The organism is Luteimonas cucumeris, from assembly GCF_007830035.1.
GTDB classification, from domain to species: domain Bacteria; phylum Pseudomonadota; class Gammaproteobacteria; order Xanthomonadales; family Xanthomonadaceae; genus Luteimonas_C; species Luteimonas_C cucumeris.
Genome location: NZ_VLKN01000001.1, coordinates 229,145 through 247,072, shown reverse-complemented (window position 1 = coordinate 247,072; position 17,928 = coordinate 229,145). Strand labels below are relative to the sequence as shown.

Annotated in this window: 14 protein-coding genes; 8 read left to right on the top strand and 6 right to left on the bottom strand. The window is 66.5% G+C overall.

Features of this window, described 5'->3' with window-relative positions; translation table 11 throughout:
* Positions 1 to 60: 60 nt before the first annotated feature.
* The 4 genes from mddA to IP90_RS01105 all read right to left on the bottom strand — a co-directional run bounded on the left by mddA (position 61) and on the right by IP90_RS01105 (position 4,638).
* Complete coding sequence (mddA, locus tag IP90_RS01120; protein WP_144897775.1) at positions 61 to 840, bottom strand: methanethiol S-methyltransferase; 780 nt, start codon at positions 838 to 840, stop codon at positions 61 to 63.
* 197 nt (positions 841 to 1,037) lie between these two features.
* Positions 1,038 to 2,114, bottom strand: coding sequence for an alpha/beta fold hydrolase (locus tag IP90_RS01115; protein ID WP_144897774.1), 1,077 nt, complete (start codon positions 2,112 to 2,114; stop codon positions 1,038 to 1,040).
* A gap of 259 nt (positions 2,115 to 2,373) precedes the next feature.
* Positions 2,374 to 3,591 carry an MFS transporter gene (locus IP90_RS01110; RefSeq protein ID WP_144897773.1) on the bottom strand — a complete coding sequence of 406 codons (1,218 nt, stop codon included), beginning with the start codon at positions 3,589 to 3,591 and terminating at the stop codon, positions 2,374 to 2,376.
* A 105-nt stretch (positions 3,592 to 3,696) separates the two neighbouring features.
* On the bottom strand, positions 3,697 to 4,638 hold the full coding sequence (locus IP90_RS01105) for an oxygenase MpaB family protein (RefSeq protein WP_144897772.1): 942 nt from the start codon (positions 4,636 to 4,638) through the stop codon (positions 3,697 to 3,699).
* A 71-nt stretch (positions 4,639 to 4,709) separates the two neighbouring features.
* Here IP90_RS01105 and treA point away from each other — a divergent pair, with 71 nt between their 5' ends.
* From treA to IP90_RS01090, 3 genes are all read left to right on the top strand, one after another.
* Positions 4,710 to 6,335 (top strand): alpha,alpha-trehalase TreA, encoded by a 1,626-nt coding sequence (gene treA, locus IP90_RS01100; protein ID WP_144897771.1) that lies wholly within the window; start codon positions 4,710 to 4,712, stop codon positions 6,333 to 6,335.
* Between the two features lie 400 nt (positions 6,336 to 6,735).
* A complete protein-coding gene (locus IP90_RS01095; RefSeq protein ID WP_199753364.1) occupies positions 6,736 to 7,722 on the top strand; it encodes a protein NO VEIN domain-containing protein in 987 nt (328 codons plus the stop codon).
* A gap of 54 nt (positions 7,723 to 7,776) precedes the next feature.
* The gene (locus tag IP90_RS01090) at positions 7,777 to 8,310 is read left to right on the top strand and encodes an REP-associated tyrosine transposase (protein WP_144897770.1); all 534 of its coding nucleotides are present in this window, start codon (positions 7,777 to 7,779) and stop codon (positions 8,308 to 8,310) included.
* A 124-nt stretch (positions 8,311 to 8,434) separates the two neighbouring features.
* Here the strand turns inward: IP90_RS01090 and aceE are convergent, their stop codons facing one another.
* On the bottom strand, positions 8,435 to 11,125 hold the full coding sequence (gene aceE / locus IP90_RS01085; protein ID WP_144897769.1) for a pyruvate dehydrogenase (acetyl-transferring), homodimeric type: 2,691 nt from the start codon (positions 11,123 to 11,125) through the stop codon (positions 8,435 to 8,437).
* A 962-nt stretch (positions 11,126 to 12,087) separates the two neighbouring features.
* Here aceE and IP90_RS01080 point away from each other — a divergent pair.
* The 4 genes from IP90_RS01080 to IP90_RS01065 all read left to right on the top strand — a co-directional run bounded on the left by IP90_RS01080 (position 12,088) and on the right by IP90_RS01065 (position 15,992).
* The gene (locus IP90_RS01080) at positions 12,088 to 14,088 is read left to right on the top strand and encodes a SpoIIE family protein phosphatase (RefSeq protein ID WP_242007437.1); all 2,001 of its coding nucleotides are present in this window, start codon (positions 12,088 to 12,090) and stop codon (positions 14,086 to 14,088) included.
* A 2-nt stretch (positions 14,089 to 14,090) separates the two neighbouring features.
* Positions 14,091 to 14,513 (top strand): ATP-binding protein, encoded by a 423-nt coding sequence (locus IP90_RS01075; protein WP_144897768.1) that lies wholly within the window; start codon positions 14,091 to 14,093, stop codon positions 14,511 to 14,513.
* Positions 14,514 to 14,528: 15 nt separating this feature from the next.
* The gene (locus tag IP90_RS01070; protein ID WP_144897767.1) at positions 14,529 to 14,912 is read left to right on the top strand and encodes an STAS domain-containing protein; all 384 of its coding nucleotides are present in this window, start codon (positions 14,529 to 14,531) and stop codon (positions 14,910 to 14,912) included.
* Between the two features lie 87 nt (positions 14,913 to 14,999).
* A complete protein-coding gene (locus IP90_RS01065; protein ID WP_158635229.1) occupies positions 15,000 to 15,992 on the top strand; it encodes a glycosyltransferase family 2 protein in 993 nt (330 codons plus the stop codon).
* A gap of 3 nt (positions 15,993 to 15,995) precedes the next feature.
* On the opposite strand, the gene IP90_RS01060 is transcribed toward IP90_RS01065, so the two are convergent.
* Positions 15,996 to 16,922, bottom strand: a complete 927-nt coding sequence (locus IP90_RS01060) for a glycosyltransferase family 2 protein (RefSeq protein WP_158635228.1) — start codon at positions 16,920 to 16,922, stop codon at positions 15,996 to 15,998.
* Positions 16,923 to 17,104: 182 nt separating this feature from the next.
* Between IP90_RS01060 and IP90_RS01055 the strand changes: the two genes are divergently transcribed.
* Positions 17,105 to 17,926 carry a glycosyltransferase family 2 protein gene (locus IP90_RS01055; protein ID WP_144897764.1) on the top strand — a complete coding sequence of 274 codons (822 nt, stop codon included), beginning with the start codon at positions 17,105 to 17,107 and terminating at the stop codon, positions 17,924 to 17,926.
* Positions 17,927 to 17,928: the final 2 nt, after the last annotated feature.

The window sequence follows — 17,928 nt, the reverse complement described above, 5'->3', positions numbered from 1 at the left end:
CATGCCTGCGGCGCAATGCGCTTTCGCTTATTGCGCCCTACGCTGCTGCGCGGTTTCGCTCTACACCGATCCCGGTTGGCGCGCGGACACCGGTTGCGTACCAGCGCGCGGACGCCGCCACGGCAGCAGCATCGGCACGCGGCGCTGGTAGTCGCGGTAGGTGTCGCCGTATTGCGCGACCAGGTCGCGTTCTTCCAGGTACTTCACCGCGACCAGGATGTAACCGGTGGTCACCAGCGCGAACAGCAGGTGGCCCATGGTCATCGTCGGCGTCGCCCAGAACGCGATCAGGAAGCCGAGCATGATCGGGTGGCGCACGATGCGGTACAGCGCGCGCGTCACGAATGGCGCGGCCGGCGTCGGCCCGCGACCGAGTGCGGCGCGCCACGTCTGGCGCAGTCCGAACAGATCGAAATGATCGATCAGGAACGTGCTGGCCAGCACCAGCACCCAGCCCAATGCGGCCAGGCCGTGCAGCAGCCAGCGCGCGGCTTCGGACTCGACGTTCCAGACCAGCGCCGGCAATGGCCGCCACTGCCAGTACAGCAGCACCAGCACCAGGCTGCTGGCCAGCACGAAGGTACTGCGCTCGATCGACGCCGGCACGTAGCGCGTGAACCAGCGCTTGAACGCGGGCCGCGCCATGCCGCTGTGCTGCACCGCGAACAGCGAGAGCAGGGCGAGGTTGATGGCCAGCGCCAACGGCAACGCGGTCGGCGTGCCGTTGTCGACGTGCTTGGGGACCGCCACGCCTGAGACGAATCCGATCGCATACAGGAACGCCAGCAGGAATACCGCATAGCTCGCGGTGCCGTACAGTAAGGCGAAGACACGGAACATCGCTCGATCCTCATCAAAGAGACGACGCAAGCCTGCGCCGCGGCGCCGGCCGCCGCGATGGGAACCTTGTCCCGGTTTTCGCCGAGGTTTTTGCGCGAACCGGGACAAATGTCCCGGTTGGACGCACCGCGCCCATGGCCCGAACTTGTTCGATCGAGCAGCCTCCCTGATGGGTATCGCCTTCGGCTCAAACCATCCTACGAAGCGTCGCGCCGTCCGTGCACGCGCACGATGGCCTCGGCGCGGCTGCGCACGCCCAGCTTCCGGTACAGGCTGGAGACGTGGTTGCGCACGGTCTTCTCGGCGATGCCCAGCTGCCAGCCGATCTGCGCATTGCTGCGGCCCTCGCACAGCAGCGACAGCACCGCACGCTCGCGCGCGGTCAGCACCGCGCTGCGTGCCGGGCTGCCGGCGTCGGCACGCGCATCGCGCCGCGCCAGTCCGGTGAAGGACAGCACCGCATCCTGGAATTCGCGCCAGGCCGGTTCGTGTTCCAGCAGCACGTGGTTGCACGAATCCAGCTGGATGAAGCGTGCACCGGGAATGCGGCTGGCCAGCAATCGGCCCTGCGCCAGCGGCGCGACCTGGTCGCGGCCGGCATGCAGCACCAGGGTCGGCACCCGCACCTGTTCGAGCTGGTCGCGCACGTCGATGTTGCCGCGTGCCTGCAGCAGCGCGGCCGCATTCGCCGACGAGGTGGTGCGCCGGCACAGTTCGTTGAACCACGCCAGCTGCTCGGCGCTGCCTTCGGGCACGAAGCGTTCCGCGAATAGTCGCCGGAACGCCGGGTTGTCGCTGCCCCAGCCCAGTGCCGCCACCTCCATCACCGCGCGGAACAGCGCGGCGCGCGCCGGATCGTCGTCGCGCAGTCCGCCGACCGCGTAGCCGCCGTACAAGATCAGGTGCGAGACGCGGCGCGGATGCCGCACCGCATAGCGGATCGCGGTCGCCGCGCCCTGGCTGATGCCCAGCAGCGCGACCGGCCGGTCGATGCCGGCCGCATCGATCACCGTTTCCAGGTCCTCGACCCAGCGCGGCAGCGCCAGCTCGCCGGCATTCCAGTCGGACATGCCGCAGCCACGCTCGTCGTAGCGGATGTAGCGGAAGTGTTCGCCCAGGAAACGCACCCAATGCGCCCAGACCGGACTGTCCAGGTCGTACTGCAGGTGGGTCAGCCAGGTCGCCGCCTTGACCAGCGGCGGCCCGCGCCCGATCTCGGCCCAGGCGAGCTGGACCTGATCGTTGCTGACGACATAGCGGACGCTCTGCTTCATTACCGCCCTGGCAGCCGGCCCGACCGCAGGATACGCCCGGCGCACACGTTGCTGGTTACGCGATCGCACGGCGCCGGCGGCCAATGTCGCCGCCCATCACGATTACCGGACATGTAGGGCGCATTAGCCGCAGGCGTAATGCGCCGAACCCAATCGCCACGCAACCCCTGCGGCGCAATGCGCTTCGCTTATTGCGCCCTGCGAATCGCAGGTGGCACCCATCCACGCCCAGGAAAACCAACCACGCAGCGTGCTTCGCCTATTGCGCCTCGCAAAGCTGCAGCCGCCGCGCATCGCGACTGGCCCACGCATATAACAGCAAACCACCTATCGCGGTGACCGCGCCGACGTAGCCGGTCGAGGTCCAGCCGTGGCCGGCGGTGATCGCTATGCCGCCCAGCCAGGGTCCGAGCGCATTGGCCGCGTTGAACGCGGAATGGTTCGAGGCCGCCGCCAGCGTCTGCGCGCCCTTGGCGACATCCATGAGGTGCGCCTGCAGCACCGGCGCCAGCGCGCCCATCGTGCCGACGGCGACCACCGCCGGCAGCACCGCCCACGGCGAATGCGCGGCGAATGGAAACACCAGCAGCAGCAACACCGACCACAGCAGCAACACCGGTACCGCACGGAACTGCAGGCGGTCGAACAGCCAGCCGCCGCCCAGGTTGCCGAGGATGCCGCCGACGCCGAATGCCACCAGCGCAAACGGCACCCACGCCTCCGACACGCCGGTCACGTGTACCAGCGTCGGCGCCAGATAGCTGAAGACGCAGAACATGCCGGCAAAACCGATCGCGCCGATGCCCAGTGCCAGCCACACCGGCCTGCGGTTGAAATCGCGCAGTTCGCGCATCACGTCCTGCGGCGCCTCGGCCGGATCCGGCGGCAGCGTGCGCGCGATCATCAGCACCGTCAGCGTCGCGATCACCGCGACCAGCGCGAATGCCACGCGCCACTCGAACACCTGTCCCAGCCACGTCGCCAGCGGATTGCCGACCAGCAAGGCGATCGCCAATCCCAACAGCACCCGGCTGACCGCCACGCCACGCTGCTCCGGCGGACTGATCGACGCCGCCACCAGCGCCGCCACGCCGAAGTAGGCGCCATGCGGCAGGCCGGCGATGAAACGGAACAGCAGCATCGCGTGGTAGCTCGGCGACAGCGCGCTGGCGATGTTGCCCAGCGCATAGAACGCCATCAGGACCAGCAGCAACGTGCGCCGCCGCAGCCGCGCGCCGAGGATCGCCAGCAACGGCGCCCCGACCACCACGCCCAGCGCGTAGGCGCTGATCACGTTCCCGACCTGCGGCTCGCTGATCCCCAGCCCGCGCGCGATGTCCGGCATCAAGCCCATCACCGCGAACTCGCTGGTGCCGATGGCGAAGCCGCCCATCGCCAGCGCGAACAGCACCAGCGTCACGTGGCGCGGTGCGAGCCGAAGGGTCGGGGCAACGGGGTGTGCGGAAATGGCATCCATCAAGGAACATATTATTGTGCATTGCAGCATTTCACGCGAGCGCCCATGGCGACCTGCTGCATTCCATCTGCGAAATGCCGGCCCTCGCGCGAATGGACAGTCCTTCTAGGGTGTATCAGCGGCCGATTGCACGGGCCACTCGTTCAGGATCTCAGGTTCCATCCCCACCCTCCGGCAGGCCCGCGGTGCCACGCCGTCCGGCAACGCCGCCCGGAACAGCGGCGCCAGCGCATGCAGCGCACGCGCGGCGGCGCTATCGCCCATGCGCTGCAGCGGCGTGCGCCCGAGCAGTTCACAGGCCCATGCCGGCAACAACGCCGCGCCGGCCCCGAGGAACAGGTCGCGCGACACCCCGGCCATCGGCACCGGCAAGCGGATCGCGCCGAGCACGGCCAGCACCTCGCGCGAGCGCGCATCCACGCGCAGCTGCGGACGCACATGTTCGAAATACGCGTGCACCTGCGCCTGCGACGCCGGCACGTCGCGCGCGCCGAGCGCCTCGGCCACGCGCCGCGCCTCGTCGTAGTAGCGGTCGATCATGGCCTCGGACATGTCGCGGCAGTAGCGTCGGCAGCCTTCGAGGAAGCCGTAGGCCTCGGTCACGTGGACCCAGGTGAGCAGCTCCGGATCGTCGGCTGCGTAAGCGCTGCCATCGGCCAGCACACCGCGCACCCTGGCGTGGATCGCATCCACGCGCGCGATCAGCTTCTCCGCCTCGACACGCGGCGCGTAAGTAGTGCCGGCAACGAAAGCGGTGGTGCGCCGCAGCCGGCCGACGAGGTCATCGCGAAAACTGGAGTGTTCGTACACGCCGGCCAGCGCACGCGGATGCAATACCTGCAACATCAGCGCGCACAATCCACCGGCGAGCATGCCGGGAAACTCGGCATGCACACGCCAGGTGACGCTATCCGGTCCGAACAGGCCCGGATCGCCCAACGGCACGTCGTATTCGATGCCGCTCTGCCCACGCGGGAACGCGTCCAGCACCCAGCGCCGGATCGGCGCTGCGATCGATGCGGCCAGATTGCGATGCAGCCTCGACATGCCATCCATCTTATGGGATGGCCACCTGACAGCGCCCAAAGGGCGCTCATATCAACGGGTATGCTGTCCGCATGCAGCGCGATCCGCGCCCGCTCCGGTTCCTGCTCCCACTGCTGCTGGCGCTGCTGGCCGGTGCCTGCACGCCGCAGCTGCAACGGGCGCCTGCACCGGAAGCGCCTTCCAGCACGCGTGCCGTCCCGCCGGTTCCACCAGACGAAGCCTGGCCACAACTGTTCGCCGCGGTGCAGGAAGCGCAGCTGTTCGACGACCAGAAACTGTTCGCAGATGCCATCCCGCGGGCCGCGCCTGAAACGATACGCAGCGAATACCTCGCGCAACACGCGCAGCCGGACTTCGACCTGCGCCGTTTCGTCGACAAACACTTCGCGTTGCCGCAGCCCGCGCACACCGCGCAGGTCACTCCGCAGCCCAACCTGCGCGCGCATATCGACGCGCTGTGGCCGCTGCTCACCCGTAGCGACGACGCCGACGCGCCGCACGGCAGCCTGTTGCCTCTGCCGCACGAGTACGTGGTGCCGGGCGGCCGTTTCCGCGAGATCTACTACTGGGACTCCTACTTCACCATGCTCGGCCTCGTCGACAGCGGGCGTCGCGACCTGGCACGCAGCATGCTCGACAACTTCGCCTGGCTGATCGACACCTACGGCCACATTCCCAACGGCAACCGCAGCTACTACCTCAGCCGCTCACAGCCGCCGTTCTTCTCGCACATGGTCGAACTGGTGGCCGATGGCGACGATGACGTACTGCGCCGCTACCTGCCGCAACTCAAGCGCGAACACGCCTTCTGGATGGCCGGCAGCGAAACCCTCGCGCCCGGCGATGCGACGCGCCGCGCGGTGCGGCTGCGCGACGGCAGCCTGCTCAACTGCTACTGGGACGACCGCGACACGCCGCGCCCGGAAGCCTTCCTGCACGATAGCGCCACCGCCGCCGCCGCGCCGCAGCGTTCCCCGCACGAAGTCTGGCGCGAGCTGCGCGCCGGCGCCGAGAGCGGCTGGGACTACTCCAGCCGCTGGCTCGACGACGGTCGTCGCCTGGAAACCATCCGCACCACCGCGATCGTGCCGGTCGACCTCAACAGCCTGCTGCATCACCTGGAAACCACCATCGCCCGCATCTGCGCGCTGGATGCACAGCCCAACTGCACGCGCGAGTTCAGCGACCGCGCCGCGCGCCGCAAGCTCGCGATCGAGACGCATCTGTGGCATCCGCGTGGCTACTACACCGACCATGACTGGCGGCGCGGGCAGCGACGCGATGCACTCACCGCAGCCACGCTGTATCCGTTGTTCACCGGCATCGCCTCGCCCGAACGCGCCGCCAGCACCGCCAAAGCCGTGCGCCGCGAACTGCTGCGTCCCGGCGGCCTGACAACGACCACCGTGGAAACCGGCCAGCAATGGGATGCGCCCAACGTTTGGGCGCCGCTGCAATGGATCGCCGTGTCCGGCCTGCGCGACTACGGCCACGATGCGTTGGCGCAGGAGATCGCCACGAACTTCCTCGACAACGTGCAGGCCGTGTTCGCGCGCGAACACAAGCTGGTCGAGAAGTACGACGCCGACGGCCCACGCGGCGGTGGCGGTGGCGAATATCCGCTGCAGGACGGCTTCGGCTGGAGCAACGGCGTGGTGCGGCGCATGCTCGTCCTGTATCCCCGGGATGTGCCGTAAGGCAGCAACGATCCGCACACGTTCGCGCATCCAGCACCCATAGGGCGCATCAGCCGAAGGCGTAATGCGCCGAATGCCGCAAACTCCGAGGCAGCCATGCGGCGCAATGCCCTTCGGTTATTGCGCCCTACATGGCCTGCAGCGATCGCCCCGCGCCTCCACCTCCGGATGCTTCGTTCATTGACCAATCCTGATGGACGACCGGTATCGACGCCCCGGTGGAAGCAATCCCACCTTGCCCGTATCCACGCACCCCTGCGACACTCCCGCCCGCTCCCTCGCCGATCCGCTCGGCACTGCAGCACCCGCCCGCACGGAACGCGGCGGAGCATGGACCGTCCGGCCAATCCCGGACTCGCTAAAGGACGTAAGGAATAGCCATGCAGCTTCGTAGGATGGGTTGAGCGCCGCGACACCCATTGCACATCGCCACCATCGGCACTTAGGTGACATCCCAACGGCCTGGAGCGTCCGATTCGCTATCCTGGGCACGGCCAGCGAAGGGGGCAACATGACGATCGACGATGGTGTAACCGGTTCGCCGTGGACAGAGGCCGAGGTGGAAGCCACGGTCAGCACGTACTTCCAGATGCTGCGCATGCAGGAAATGGGGCAACGGCCCAACAAGGCCGAGCACAACCGCAAGCTGCAGCAGCTGATGCCCGCCCGGAACCTGCAGGCGATCGAATACAAGCACCGCAACATCAGCGCCGTCCTGAACCTCTATGGCGCACAGACGCTTTCAGGATACAAGCCACTGCCCAACTTCCAGCGCCTGCTCGTGGATGTGGTTGGCCGCGCACTGGAGCGTGACCGCATCCTGGATGAAGTCGCGATCCGCAGCGTCGAGACGCCGGCCGAACTGCCCTTGCTGGACGATTTCCAGGACTTCGTCGTGGAAGTACCGAGAACGAACATTTCCGTCAACGACCAGCGTGCGGAATGGGTGCGACGCACCCCGATCAAGCGCGATTACCTTGAACGCGAATCCCGCAACCGTTCGCTGGGCCTTGCCGGGGAACTGCTGGTGATGGAATTCGAGGCACGACGCCTGCACGAACTCGGCGCGAAGGCATTGGCGAACCGGATCGAGCACGTGTCCAGGGACAAGGGCGATGGCACCGGCTATGACATCCTTTCATTCGATGGCGACGGCCGCGAGCGTTTCATCGAAGTGAAGACGACGGCCTATGTGGCCGAGACGCCTTTCTTTGTCTCGCCGAACGAGGTTGGGTTTTCAAGCGAACAGGCGGACAAATTCCACCTTTACCGCCTCTTTTCGTTTCGTCGCAAACCACAAATGTTCATTCTGCCCGGCCCGGTGGCGGCCAACTGCACGCTCGACCCGGTCAGTTATCGCGCCACCCTGCTTGGCAACAACCCGTAGGATGGGTTGAGCAAAGCGACACCCATCATCGCGTAACAATCAATGAGGTCAAGGATGACCAACTACCGCCGCGCAAGCGTTCCCGGCGCCACCTATTTCTTCACCGTCAACCTCGCTAACCGCGACACGACGCTGCTGACCGATCGCATCGACGACCTGCGCAATGCAATGCGCTGCGTACGCGTCCGCCATCCCTTTGCAATTGATGCCATGGTGGTGTTGCCCGAACATATCCACGCGTTGTGGACATTGCCCGACGACGACTTCGATTACGCCTTGCGCTGGCGGCTGATCAAGACCTGGTTCGCACGCCATGCCCCGCAGGGAGAGCGGCGGCGCGCCAGCCGCATCGCCAAGGGCGAGCGCGGCATCTGGCAACGACGGTATTGGGAACATCTGGTCCGACATGACGATGACCTGCGTCGCCATGTCGATTACATCCCCCACAACCCGGTCAAGCATGGGCATGTGGTGCTCGCGGTGGATTGGCCATATTCGACGTTCCATCGTTACGTGGCGGAAGGTCGATTGCCGTTGGATTGGGGTGGGGATGCCGGGGTGGGCGAGAAGTTTGGGGAGCGTGGTTGATGGGTATCGCTGCGCTCAACCCATCCTACGAGAACTGATGCGGCCTGCCGAAATAGAAAAGGCGACCAATGGCCGCCTTCCCCTCACCAATCATCTCCGCCAGCGGGAGAGGGCTTCAATAGAACTAAGCCCCCAGCGGATTCGGCTTCTCCACGTCGATCTTGTACTGCTTGATCGCGCGGGCGACATCTTTCGCAGTCATCTTGCCATCGGCGGCCAGTGCGGCGATGGCGGCGTGGGCGATGTGGTGGCGGTCGACTTCGAAGTGGCGGCGCAGGTTGGCGCGGGTGTCGGAGCGGCCGTAGCCGTCGGTGCCCAGTACGGTGTAACGGGTCGGGACGTAGGCGCGGATCTGTTCGGGATAGGCGCGGACGTAGTCGGTGGCGACGATGGCCGGGCCCTGGCGGGGTTCCAGCAACTGGGTGACGTGGGCCTTGCGCGGGGTCTTGGCCTCGGGATTGAGGCGGTTCCAGCGTTCGACGTCGATGCCGTCGCGGGCCAGCTCGTTGAAGCTGGGGCAGGACCACAGATCGGCGCTGACGCCGAAGTCCTTGTCGAGCAGTTCGGCAGCGGCGATGACTTCGCGCAGGATCGAGCCCGAGCCCATCAGCTGCACGCGCAGTTCGCCCTTCTTGGCCTTGCCTGCGTCCTTGAGCAGGTACATGCCCTTGATGATGTGTTCGGCGCTGCCTTCGGGCATTTCCGGGTGGGTGTAGTTCTCGTTGAGCAGGGTCAGGTAGTAGTACTCGTCGACCTGCTCGGTGAGCATGCGTTGCATGCCGTGCTGCAGGATCACCACGACTTCGTAGCCGAAGCTGGGATCGTAGCTGCGGCAGTTGGGGATCAGGCCGGCCTGCACCTGGCTGTGGCCGTCCTCGTGCTGCAGGCCTTCGCCGTTGAGGGTGGTGCGACCGGAAGTGCCGCCGAGCAGGAAGCCGCGCGAACGCATGTCGCCGGCCTGCCAGGCGATGTCGCCGATGCGCTGGAAGCCGAACATCGAGTAGTAGATGTAGAACGGCAGCATCTGCAGGTCGTTGGTGCTGTAGCTGGTGGCGGCCGCCATCCAGCTGGCGAACGCACCGGCCTCGGTGATGCCTTCCTCCAGCACCTGTCCTGCGGCGTCCTCGCGGTAGTACATCAGCTGGTCGGCGTCGACCGGCTTGTACTTCTGGCCCTGCGGGGCATAGATGCCGAGCTGGCGGAACATGCCTTCCATGCCGAACGTGCGCGCCTCGTCGGCGACGATCGGCACGCAGCGCGGGCCGACCTGCTTGTCGCGCAGCAGGATGTTGAGGGTCTGCACGAACGCCATGGTGGTGCTGATCTCGCGCTCGCCGGAACTCTTCAGCAGGCGCTCGTAGGTCGACAGCGGCGGCACCTGCAGCGACTGCGTGGACTTGCGGCGGCGCTGCGGCAGATAGCCGCCGAGGGCCTTGCGGCGCTCGTGCATGTATTCGACCTCCGGTGACTTCTCGCCGGGGTGGTAGAACGGCACCTGGTGATCGGCGAGCTGGGCGTCGCTGACCGGGATCTGGAAACGGTCACGAAACAGGCGGACGTCGTCGTCGTCCATCTTCTTGGCCTGATGGGTCGGGTTGAGCGACTCGCCGGCCGCGCCCATGCCGTAGCCCTTGACGGTCTTGGCCAGGATCACGGTCGGTCGGCCGGCGGTGTTCACCGCGGCGTGATACGAAGCGTAGACCTTGTGCGGATCATGGCCGCCGCGGTTGAGGCGCCAGATGTCGTCGTCGGACAGGTTGGCGACCATCGCCGCGGTCTCCGGGTATTTGCCGAAGAAATGCTCGCGCGTGTAAGCGCCGCCGAAAGCCTTGCAGTTCTGGTATTCGCCGTCGACGGTTTCCATCATCAGGCGCTTGAGGATGCCCTGCGTGTCGCGGGCGAGTAGCGGATCCCAGTAGCTGCCCCAGATGTTCTTGATCACGTTCCAGCCGGCGCCGCGGAACGCGCCTTCCAGTTCCTGGATGATCTTGCCGTTGCCGCGCACCGGGCCGTCGAGACGCTGCAGGTTGCAGTTGACGACGAAGATCAGGTTGTCGAGGCCTTCGCGACCGGCGACGGAGATCGCGCCGAGGCTTTCCGGCTCATCGGTTTCGCCATCGCCGAGGAAGCACCAGACCTTACGGTCGGTTTTCGGCATCAGGCCGCGGCCTTCGAGGTATTTCCAGTTGCGCGCCTGGTAGATCGCGGCGATCGGGCCCAGGCCCATCGACACGGTCGGCGTCTGCCAGTAATCGGGCATCAGCCACGGATGCGGGTACGAGCTGATGCCACGGCCGTCGACTTCCATGCGGAAGTGGTCCATCTGCGATTCGCTGATGCGGCCTTCGAGGAAGGAGCGCGCATAGATGCCGGGCGAACTGTGGCCCTGGATGTAGAGCAGGTCGCCGGGATGATCGTCGCTGGGCGCGCGCCAGAAATGGTTGAAGCCGACGTCGTAGAGCGTGGCGCCGGAAGCGAAGCTGGCGATGTGGCCGCCGAGATCGCCGGGCTTGCGGTTGGCGCGCACGACCAGCGCCATCGCGTTCCAGCGGATGATCGAACGGATGCGCCATTCCATCGCCGCATCGCCGGGCGATTTCGCCTCCTGCACGGCGGGAATGGTGTTGATGTATTCGGTGGTCGGCGCGAACGGCAGATGCGCGCCGGCGCGGCGCGTCAGTTCGACCATGTCCTCGAGCAGCTGATGCGCGCGCTCCGGACCCTGGGCGTCGATGACGGCCTTGATCGACTCGATCCACTCCTGGGTCTCGGCCGGATCGGGATCGTTCTGCAGGATTTGGTCGAGCCAGTTCATCGTCGCGCTCCGCTGCGGCACGCAGGCCGCACTAGTTGGTCATTTAGAGCCGTGAGTCTAGCAGGGGTCCATAACACTTTAGTTTGACCCGGGTTATTTTGATATGGTTTTTACCCTTGCTTATTTATGGGCTGCTGGAAAGGCCATTCCGACGCGCTGCAGCGGGCGGAAGCCTTTGCGGTTGCGGCAAGAGCTGAGCGATTGGCGGCAACGACGCAAGTTCCCGACCCTGCGGGTCGGCTTTGACCAGCCTGCGGCTGTTGTAAAGCGCTTCCGCGCGCTGCCGCGTGCGGGTCACTTTCTTTGTTGGCCCAAAGAAAGTAACCAAAGAAAGGGCCTGAAGCCGGCTTGGCAGCGTTGCGCTCGATGGATGCTGATCCAGGACCGCTTTCTTCGTTGCCGTGGTTCTTGTTCTCGCTTGAAATTTGATTGCAGCGTTTGGTTGTCTTCAGCAGTCTGCCGATTGCTTCGACTTTGCTGCGGCTTTTTGCTGTTGGCTGTTGACCTTGGCACGAACTACCAGCGATCCGAGCCACGCCATAGACCCGAAGGGCGGCGCACATGGATGTGCGCCGTTTTCCGACCGAGCCATGGATGGCGAGTCGGAAAATCGCGTGCCACTCCCCACTTGCCGGATTGACTTGTCGGGGAAGGGCCTTCTCTTTGGTTACTTTCTCTTGGCCCCTTCAAGAGAAAGTGACCCGACTGCGGTAGCAGGCGGAAAGACCGACCTGAAAAGGTCGGCAAACGCGTCGCAACTCCGACAGCAAGTGCAAGTCACTGGATCCTCGCCCTCGCTCATCCTGAGCCTGTCGAAGGACGCCGGGATGACGGCTGAGAGCAACAACACGCTCGCGGGGAGAGTGAAGAGCAGCACGCTTGACCGCAACTCCCACCCACCGCTTGCACCAACCCACCCACCCCCGGATGCTGTCGCCAAGGGGCAGCCAACGGGGAAGCCGATGTCGCAGCACAGCGACGCGTCAGCCAGCACGCCTGCGCATACGGCCCACGGCCGCGGCGACGACCGCGTGCGCTGGTATCGCAGCCTGCGCACCCGCCTGCTGCTGTGGACCAGCCTCGGTGCCGCGCTGCTGCTGCTGGCCGGCACCCTGCTGATCTACGCCAGCCTGCGCGAACTGCTGGTCGCGCAATCGCGGCAGGAAGTGCGCGGCTTGGCCGAACAGGGCGCGCGCACGCTGGAAGCGACACTGGGCTCGGTGACGGTCAGCGCGCGCACATTGGCGGCGAGCGTGCGCGGCATCGGGATGGCGCCACGCGAACTGGACGCGGTGCTGCGCGCGGCGGTCGAAGGTGATCCGGACATCGCCGGCGCGATGCTGATCCTGGAGCCGGGCGCGCTGGCCGACGGCGATCCCGGTCACAGCTGGTACGTGCGTCGCGACGGCGACGGCTACTACGTGCAGCCGATGCTTTACGCCGGCTACGACTACCACGATCAGCCCTGGTGGCCGCGCACCATCGAGGGCGGCCGACCGTGGTGGTCGGAGCCGTATCGCAACAACGCCACCGGCAGCGAATATTTCGTCACCTACAACCTGCCGTTGCGGCGCACGCCCGATGCGGCGCCCGTGGGCATGGTCAGCCTCGACGTGCCAGTGCAGCGACTGCGCGAACTGGTCGCCACCGGTGCCGAGAATGATCCGATCCAGCGCCTGCTGCTGAGCCCGGAACGCCTGTACGTGCTGCATCCGCGGCGCGAACTGGAGATGACCACGCACGCCGACGAGCAGGCCAGACAACCGCGATACCGCCCGCTGCAGCCGTTGCTGGATGCGGCACGCGCGCGCCGCGCCGCCGAACTCGACTATCCCGATCCACGCAGCGGCGACACCCACCTGGCGCTGGTGCGGCCGATCGGCGACAGCGGCTGGACGCTGGGCCTGTCGGTGTCCGAAAACTATGTACTCGGACAACTGCGGCAGACCACGCGCGGCGTGATCATCGGCGGCCTGGCCGCGATCGCGCTGATGCTGCTGCTGTTGCAGCTGGTCGCGCGCCGCATCACCGGGCCGCTGGCCTCGCTGACCGAATCGGCGCGGCATTTCGATGCCGGCGAGTTCGACCGGCCGCTGCCGCATACCGGCCGCGACGACGAGGTCGGGCTGATGGCGCGCGCGTTCGACCATGCGCGTGGCTCGATCCGTACGCAGATGGCGCAGATCGAGGAGATGGCGACGGCGCGACAGAAGCTGGACAGCGAACTGTCGATCGCGCGCGACATCCAGCGCGCGATGCTGCCGGGCGATCGCATGCTCCGCCATGGCACGCACGTCCTGCAGGCACAGGCCGTGCTGGAACCGGCCAAGGCCGTGGGCGGCGACTTCTACTGTTTCTTCGAGCGCGGCGACGCAGCGCTGTGGTTCGCGATCGGCGACGTCTCCGACAAGGGCGTGCCGGCGGCACTGTTCATGGCGCGCAGCATCACCGTGCTGGAAGTGGCGGCCGGTCGCGGCGGCACGCCGGCGGAGGCGCTGCGCGAGGCCGCCGCGCGCCTGGCCGGGAACAACGACACCTGCATGTTCGCGACGGTGCTGTGCGGGGTCGTCGACCTCGCCAGCGGCGAGCTGATCCTTGCCAGCGCCGGCCACGAGCCACCGCTGCTGCGCCGCGCCGATGGCGACACCGCGTTCCTGGCGCTGGAACCGGGCCCGCCGCTGGGCTTCGAAGCCGATGTCCGCTACGACAGCTGGCAGGGCCGCCTGCGGCCGGGCGACGCACTGGTCGCCTACACCGACGGCATCACCGAGGCCTTCGATGTCGACCTGCAGGCCTTCGGCAGCGAACGGCTGCTGCAGGTGGCGGGCGATGCCGCCGATCCGGCGACGCTGTGCGCGCGGATCGTCGCGGCCGCGCACGCCTTCGCTGGCGGGGCGCCGCAGTCCGACGACCTGACCGTGCTGGCGCTAAGCTTCGCATCGGTACCGGTGGACAACGCCTGAGCATGCATCTGCAGATCGCGATCCCGAACCAGCGCGAGCACCTTCGCGAACTGGCCGATGCCATCGACGCGGCGCTGCTGGCGCAGGGCGTCGACCGCGCACTGCGCGATGACGTGCGCCTGGTCGCCGAGGAAGTGGCGTGCAATGTCGTCGAGCACGGCTACGACGCCGGCGCGCAGGGCGAGGTGCTGGTGGCGATCGAGCGCCGGCCCGGTGCCTTGGCGATGGAATTCCGCGACGACGGCCGGCCGTTCGATCCGCTCGCCGTGTCGCCGCCACTGCTGGACGCGGATATCGACCAGCGCCCGCTCGGCGGCCTCGGCCTGCACCTGGTGCGCGAACTGGCGCAGAGCCTGAGCTACGCGCGTGAAGAACCCTACAACGTGCTGCGTGTGACGCTGCGCGATCCTGCCCTCGGGCACTGACCACCGGAGATCGCCATGGACCTGCAGATCAGCATCGACCCGCCGCGCGGCGACAGCCAGCGCGTGGCCGTGGCCGGCCGCCTGGACACGCACAGCTACGACGAGTTCGACCGTCGCCTGGCGCCGGTGCTGGCCTCCGACATCCGTTCGCTGGTGCTGGACCTGAGTGGCCTGGACTACATCAGTTCGGCCGGCATCCGATCGGTGTTCAAGGCGCGCAAGGCCCTGTCCGCGCGCGACGGCAAGGTGCTGGTCGCCAACCTGCAGCCGCAGATCGCCAAGGTGTTCGACATCGTCAGGGCAGTACCGATGTCCGAGGTGTTCACCTCGGTGGCCGAAGCCGATGCCTATCTGGATGCGATGCAGCAGAAGGTGCTGCGCGGCAGCGACGAGGACTGAGCGCACGTCGTTCAGCGCGGCGCAGGGCTGGCGGCGGCGGAGCTGGTTACGATTCACGTCCCCGCGTTTTTCGGTCATGGAATGCCGATGCTCCCCACTCCCGCCCCCTTGGTGTCCGTGGCGCTGTGCGTCTACAACGGCGCAGGACACCTGCGCGAACAACTGGATTCAGTACTCGCGCAACAGGACGTGCAGCTTGAGGTCGTGGCCGTCGACGATGCCTCCAGCGACGGCAGCCTGGTCCTGCTGCAGGAATATGCAGCGCGAGATGCGCGCGTGCAGGTCCACAGCAATCCGCATAATCTTGGCCACCTGCGTAGTTTCGAGCGCGCAATGGCCTTGTGCAGGGGCGAATTCATCGCACCCTGCGACCAGGACGACATCTGGCATCCGTGCAAGCTGGCGAGGCTGCTGACGGCGATCGGCACGGCCGACCTGGCCTACTGCGATTCCGAATACATCGACCAGCACGGCGAAAGACTGGGGCGTCGCGTGTCGGACGACCTGATCATGCATTCGGGCCGGGACCCCCTGCGCTTCGTGTTCCAGAACACGGTGTCCGGGCATGCGCTGCTGGTCCGCCGCCAGCTCCTGCCGCTCGCTGGCCCGGCCCCGGAACTGCTTTACCACGACTGGTGGCTCGGCATGTGCGCGGCCGCGCATGGCGGGGTGGTCTACCTCGACCAGCCGCTGGTCCGCTTCCGTCGGCATGTGGACGCGACCTCTGCGCTGGGAATGAAAAGCGGACAACACATGAGTCGGCGCAAATGGCGCCGCGAAGGGTATCTGGGTTCATCGCATCGCAAGTGGATCGCCGAACGGCTCTACCTGGCCCGGGCGCTGCACGCCAGTGGCTGGCGTGGCAGCGCCGCCGCGCACGATTGGGAACAGGCGCTGCTGGCCGCGGTCGAGGAACGCACGTGGCCGTTGTGGCGGGTGATGTGGCGGTACCGCCGTTCGGTGCCGCCTTGGAACAGCTTCACCTGGTTCAACGTGCTGCAGTTCCACAAACGCTGCATGCGCAAGATCCGCCGCGCCCGCAACGATCCGCCACCGGCAACGCCCTTGTTCCGCGCCTGAGCATCAGCGCGACCGGCCACGGCCGCGCAAGTCGTGCCAGATTGCGCCGAGCCGAATCGCCAGCGTGGGCGTGGCCGGCGACGACGGACGCCGGAACAGCGCTTCGATCCGGGGCCGCAGAGCCGGGTCGATCCGCCCGCGCAGCGGCCAGTACTCGCGGAACTTCTGCTTGTACACGCGGGTGTATTCGCGGTCGCCGATCAGGCCTTCGGAGAACATCCAGTTCAGTACTTCGAGCTCTTCGACGAAATTCAATCCGCTGCGATAGACACCGCTGCTGACGTTGTCCGGATGCTGGCGGTAGTAGTCGAGCAGCTTGCCGCTGATGTGCACCTTGCCCAGCCGGGCCAGGGCGATCCAGAACATCCAGTCGCCGCAGAAGCGGTATCTGGTGAAATCCCGCGGTATCGATGGGTATCGGTCCTTGCGCCACAACACCATGCTGGCGTTGTAGATCGAGATCGGCGCCATGTAGCGGCGGATGAAATCGCCGCCCTCCACCAGTTCGGACAGCCGGTCGTGGTGGGACTGCCAGTTGAGCCTGCCTTCCGGGCCGACGAAATACGCCTGGCAGTAGCTGAGCACGCAGTCGTCGTCCTGCCGGATGCCTTCCAGCATGGTTTCCAGGAACGTGGGCTCGCACCAGTCGTCGCTTTCGGCGATCCAGATGTAGCGGCCCTGCGCCAGCGCGATGCCCTTGTCCCACTGTTTGAAGGTGCTGCCGCTGTTCTGTTCGTTGCAGACCAGGTGCGACACCTTGGGATGCGAGCGGTAACGCTCCAGCAGCGTGCGGCTGTCGTCCGTCGAGCAGTCGTCGAGCAGGATCAGCTCGAAGTCCTGGCAGGTCTGCGCGAGGACCGAATCGATGCGTTGCACCAGGTAGGGCGCATGGTTGTAGTTGGGAACGATGACGGAAACTTCGGGGGGCATGTCGCTCTGACCGTGGCAGTGGGAGTCCGGCTGGATCTGCCTGGAGCAGACGTGGCGGTGGCCTGCAGAACAGGACGCCTCGCACAGCCTGCGTGAACCGCCTGCAACATGCGGCAAGGCCCGTGGCATCGCGGGCTTCCAGCCGGATAATATCCGACGCCCCTCCCCCGATCCGAGCCGCAGTGACCACCGTCAGCCTGATCGTTTCGACCTACAACTGGAAGGAGGCGCTCGGCCTTTGCCTGCGAAGCATCGCCGCGCAACGCACGTTGCCACAGGAAGTGATCGTCGCCGACGACGGGTCACGCGAGGACACCGCGGCGCTGGTGCGGGAGATGGCCCCCGGCTTCCCGGTTCCGTTACGGCATGTCTGGCAGGAGGATGCCGGCTTCCGTGCGGCACGCGTGCGCAACCTCGGCATCGCCACAAGCTCGGGCGACTACGTCATCTTCGTCGACGGTGACATGATCCTGCACCCGCAGTTCGTCGCCGACCATCTGGCGCTGATCCGTCCTGGCATCTTCCTGCAGGGCGGCAGGCTGAACAGTGCACCCGCGGAATCGGCGCGCTTGCTCGCGGGCGGCAAGCCCCGCTTCTCGCCGTTGATGCCCGGTCATTTCAAGGCCAAGCACGCGCTGCGCCTGCCGTGGCTGGCACGGCGCAAGGCGCGCACCGCCGACGGTGGCCAGGTGATGAGCTGCAACATGGGCGTGTGGCGCAGCGACCTAGACAAGGTCAACGGTTTCGACGATGACTACGAGGGCTGGGGCCGCGAGGATGACGATCTCGCCTGGCGACTCAAGCACGCGGGCGTGGTGCGTCGTCCGCTGCGCTTCGCCGGCCTTGCGATCCATCTCTGGCACGACATGCGCTGGCCTGATGGCATACCCCCGACCGAAGTACTGCCCAACGATCGCCTGTTCAATCGTGTCCTTGCGACGCAGGCGATTCGCTGCGAACGTGGCCTGGATGCGCACGTGACACGCGCACGTGGCGCGGGTTGACG

Bases quoted from the DNA above. Each gene is read 5' to 3' on its own strand.
- IP90_RS01075 (WP_144897768.1), top strand. From the start codon at position 14,091: ATGCATCTGCAGATCGCGATCCCGAACCAGCGCGAGCACCTTCGCGAA.
- treA (WP_144897771.1), top strand. From the start codon at position 4,710: ATGCAGCGCGATCCGCGCCCGCTCCGGTTCCTGCTCCCACTGCTGCTG.
- IP90_RS01115 (WP_144897774.1), bottom strand. From the start codon at position 2,114: ATGAAGCAGAGCGTCCGCTATGTCGTCAGCAACGATCAGGTCCAGCTC.
- IP90_RS01080 (WP_242007437.1), top strand. From the start codon at position 12,088: ATGTCGCAGCACAGCGACGCGTCAGCCAGCACGCCTGCGCATACGGCC.
- IP90_RS01065 (WP_158635229.1), top strand. From the start codon at position 15,000: ATGCTCCCCACTCCCGCCCCCTTGGTGTCCGTGGCGCTGTGCGTCTAC.
- IP90_RS01090 (WP_144897770.1), top strand. From the start codon at position 7,777: ATGACCAACTACCGCCGCGCAAGCGTTCCCGGCGCCACCTATTTCTTC.
- aceE (WP_144897769.1), bottom strand. From the start codon at position 11,125: ATGAACTGGCTCGACCAAATCCTGCAGAACGATCCCGATCCGGCCGAG.
- mddA (WP_144897775.1), bottom strand. From the start codon at position 840: ATGTTCCGTGTCTTCGCCTTACTGTACGGCACCGCGAGCTATGCGGTA.
- IP90_RS01060 (WP_158635228.1), bottom strand. From the start codon at position 16,922: ATGCCCCCCGAAGTTTCCGTCATCGTTCCCAACTACAACCATGCGCCC.
- IP90_RS01110 (WP_144897773.1), bottom strand. From the start codon at position 3,591: ATGGATGCCATTTCCGCACACCCCGTTGCCCCGACCCTTCGGCTCGCA.
- IP90_RS01070 (WP_144897767.1), top strand. From the start codon at position 14,529: ATGGACCTGCAGATCAGCATCGACCCGCCGCGCGGCGACAGCCAGCGC.
- IP90_RS01105 (WP_144897772.1), bottom strand. From the start codon at position 4,638: ATGTCGAGGCTGCATCGCAATCTGGCCGCATCGATCGCAGCGCCGATC.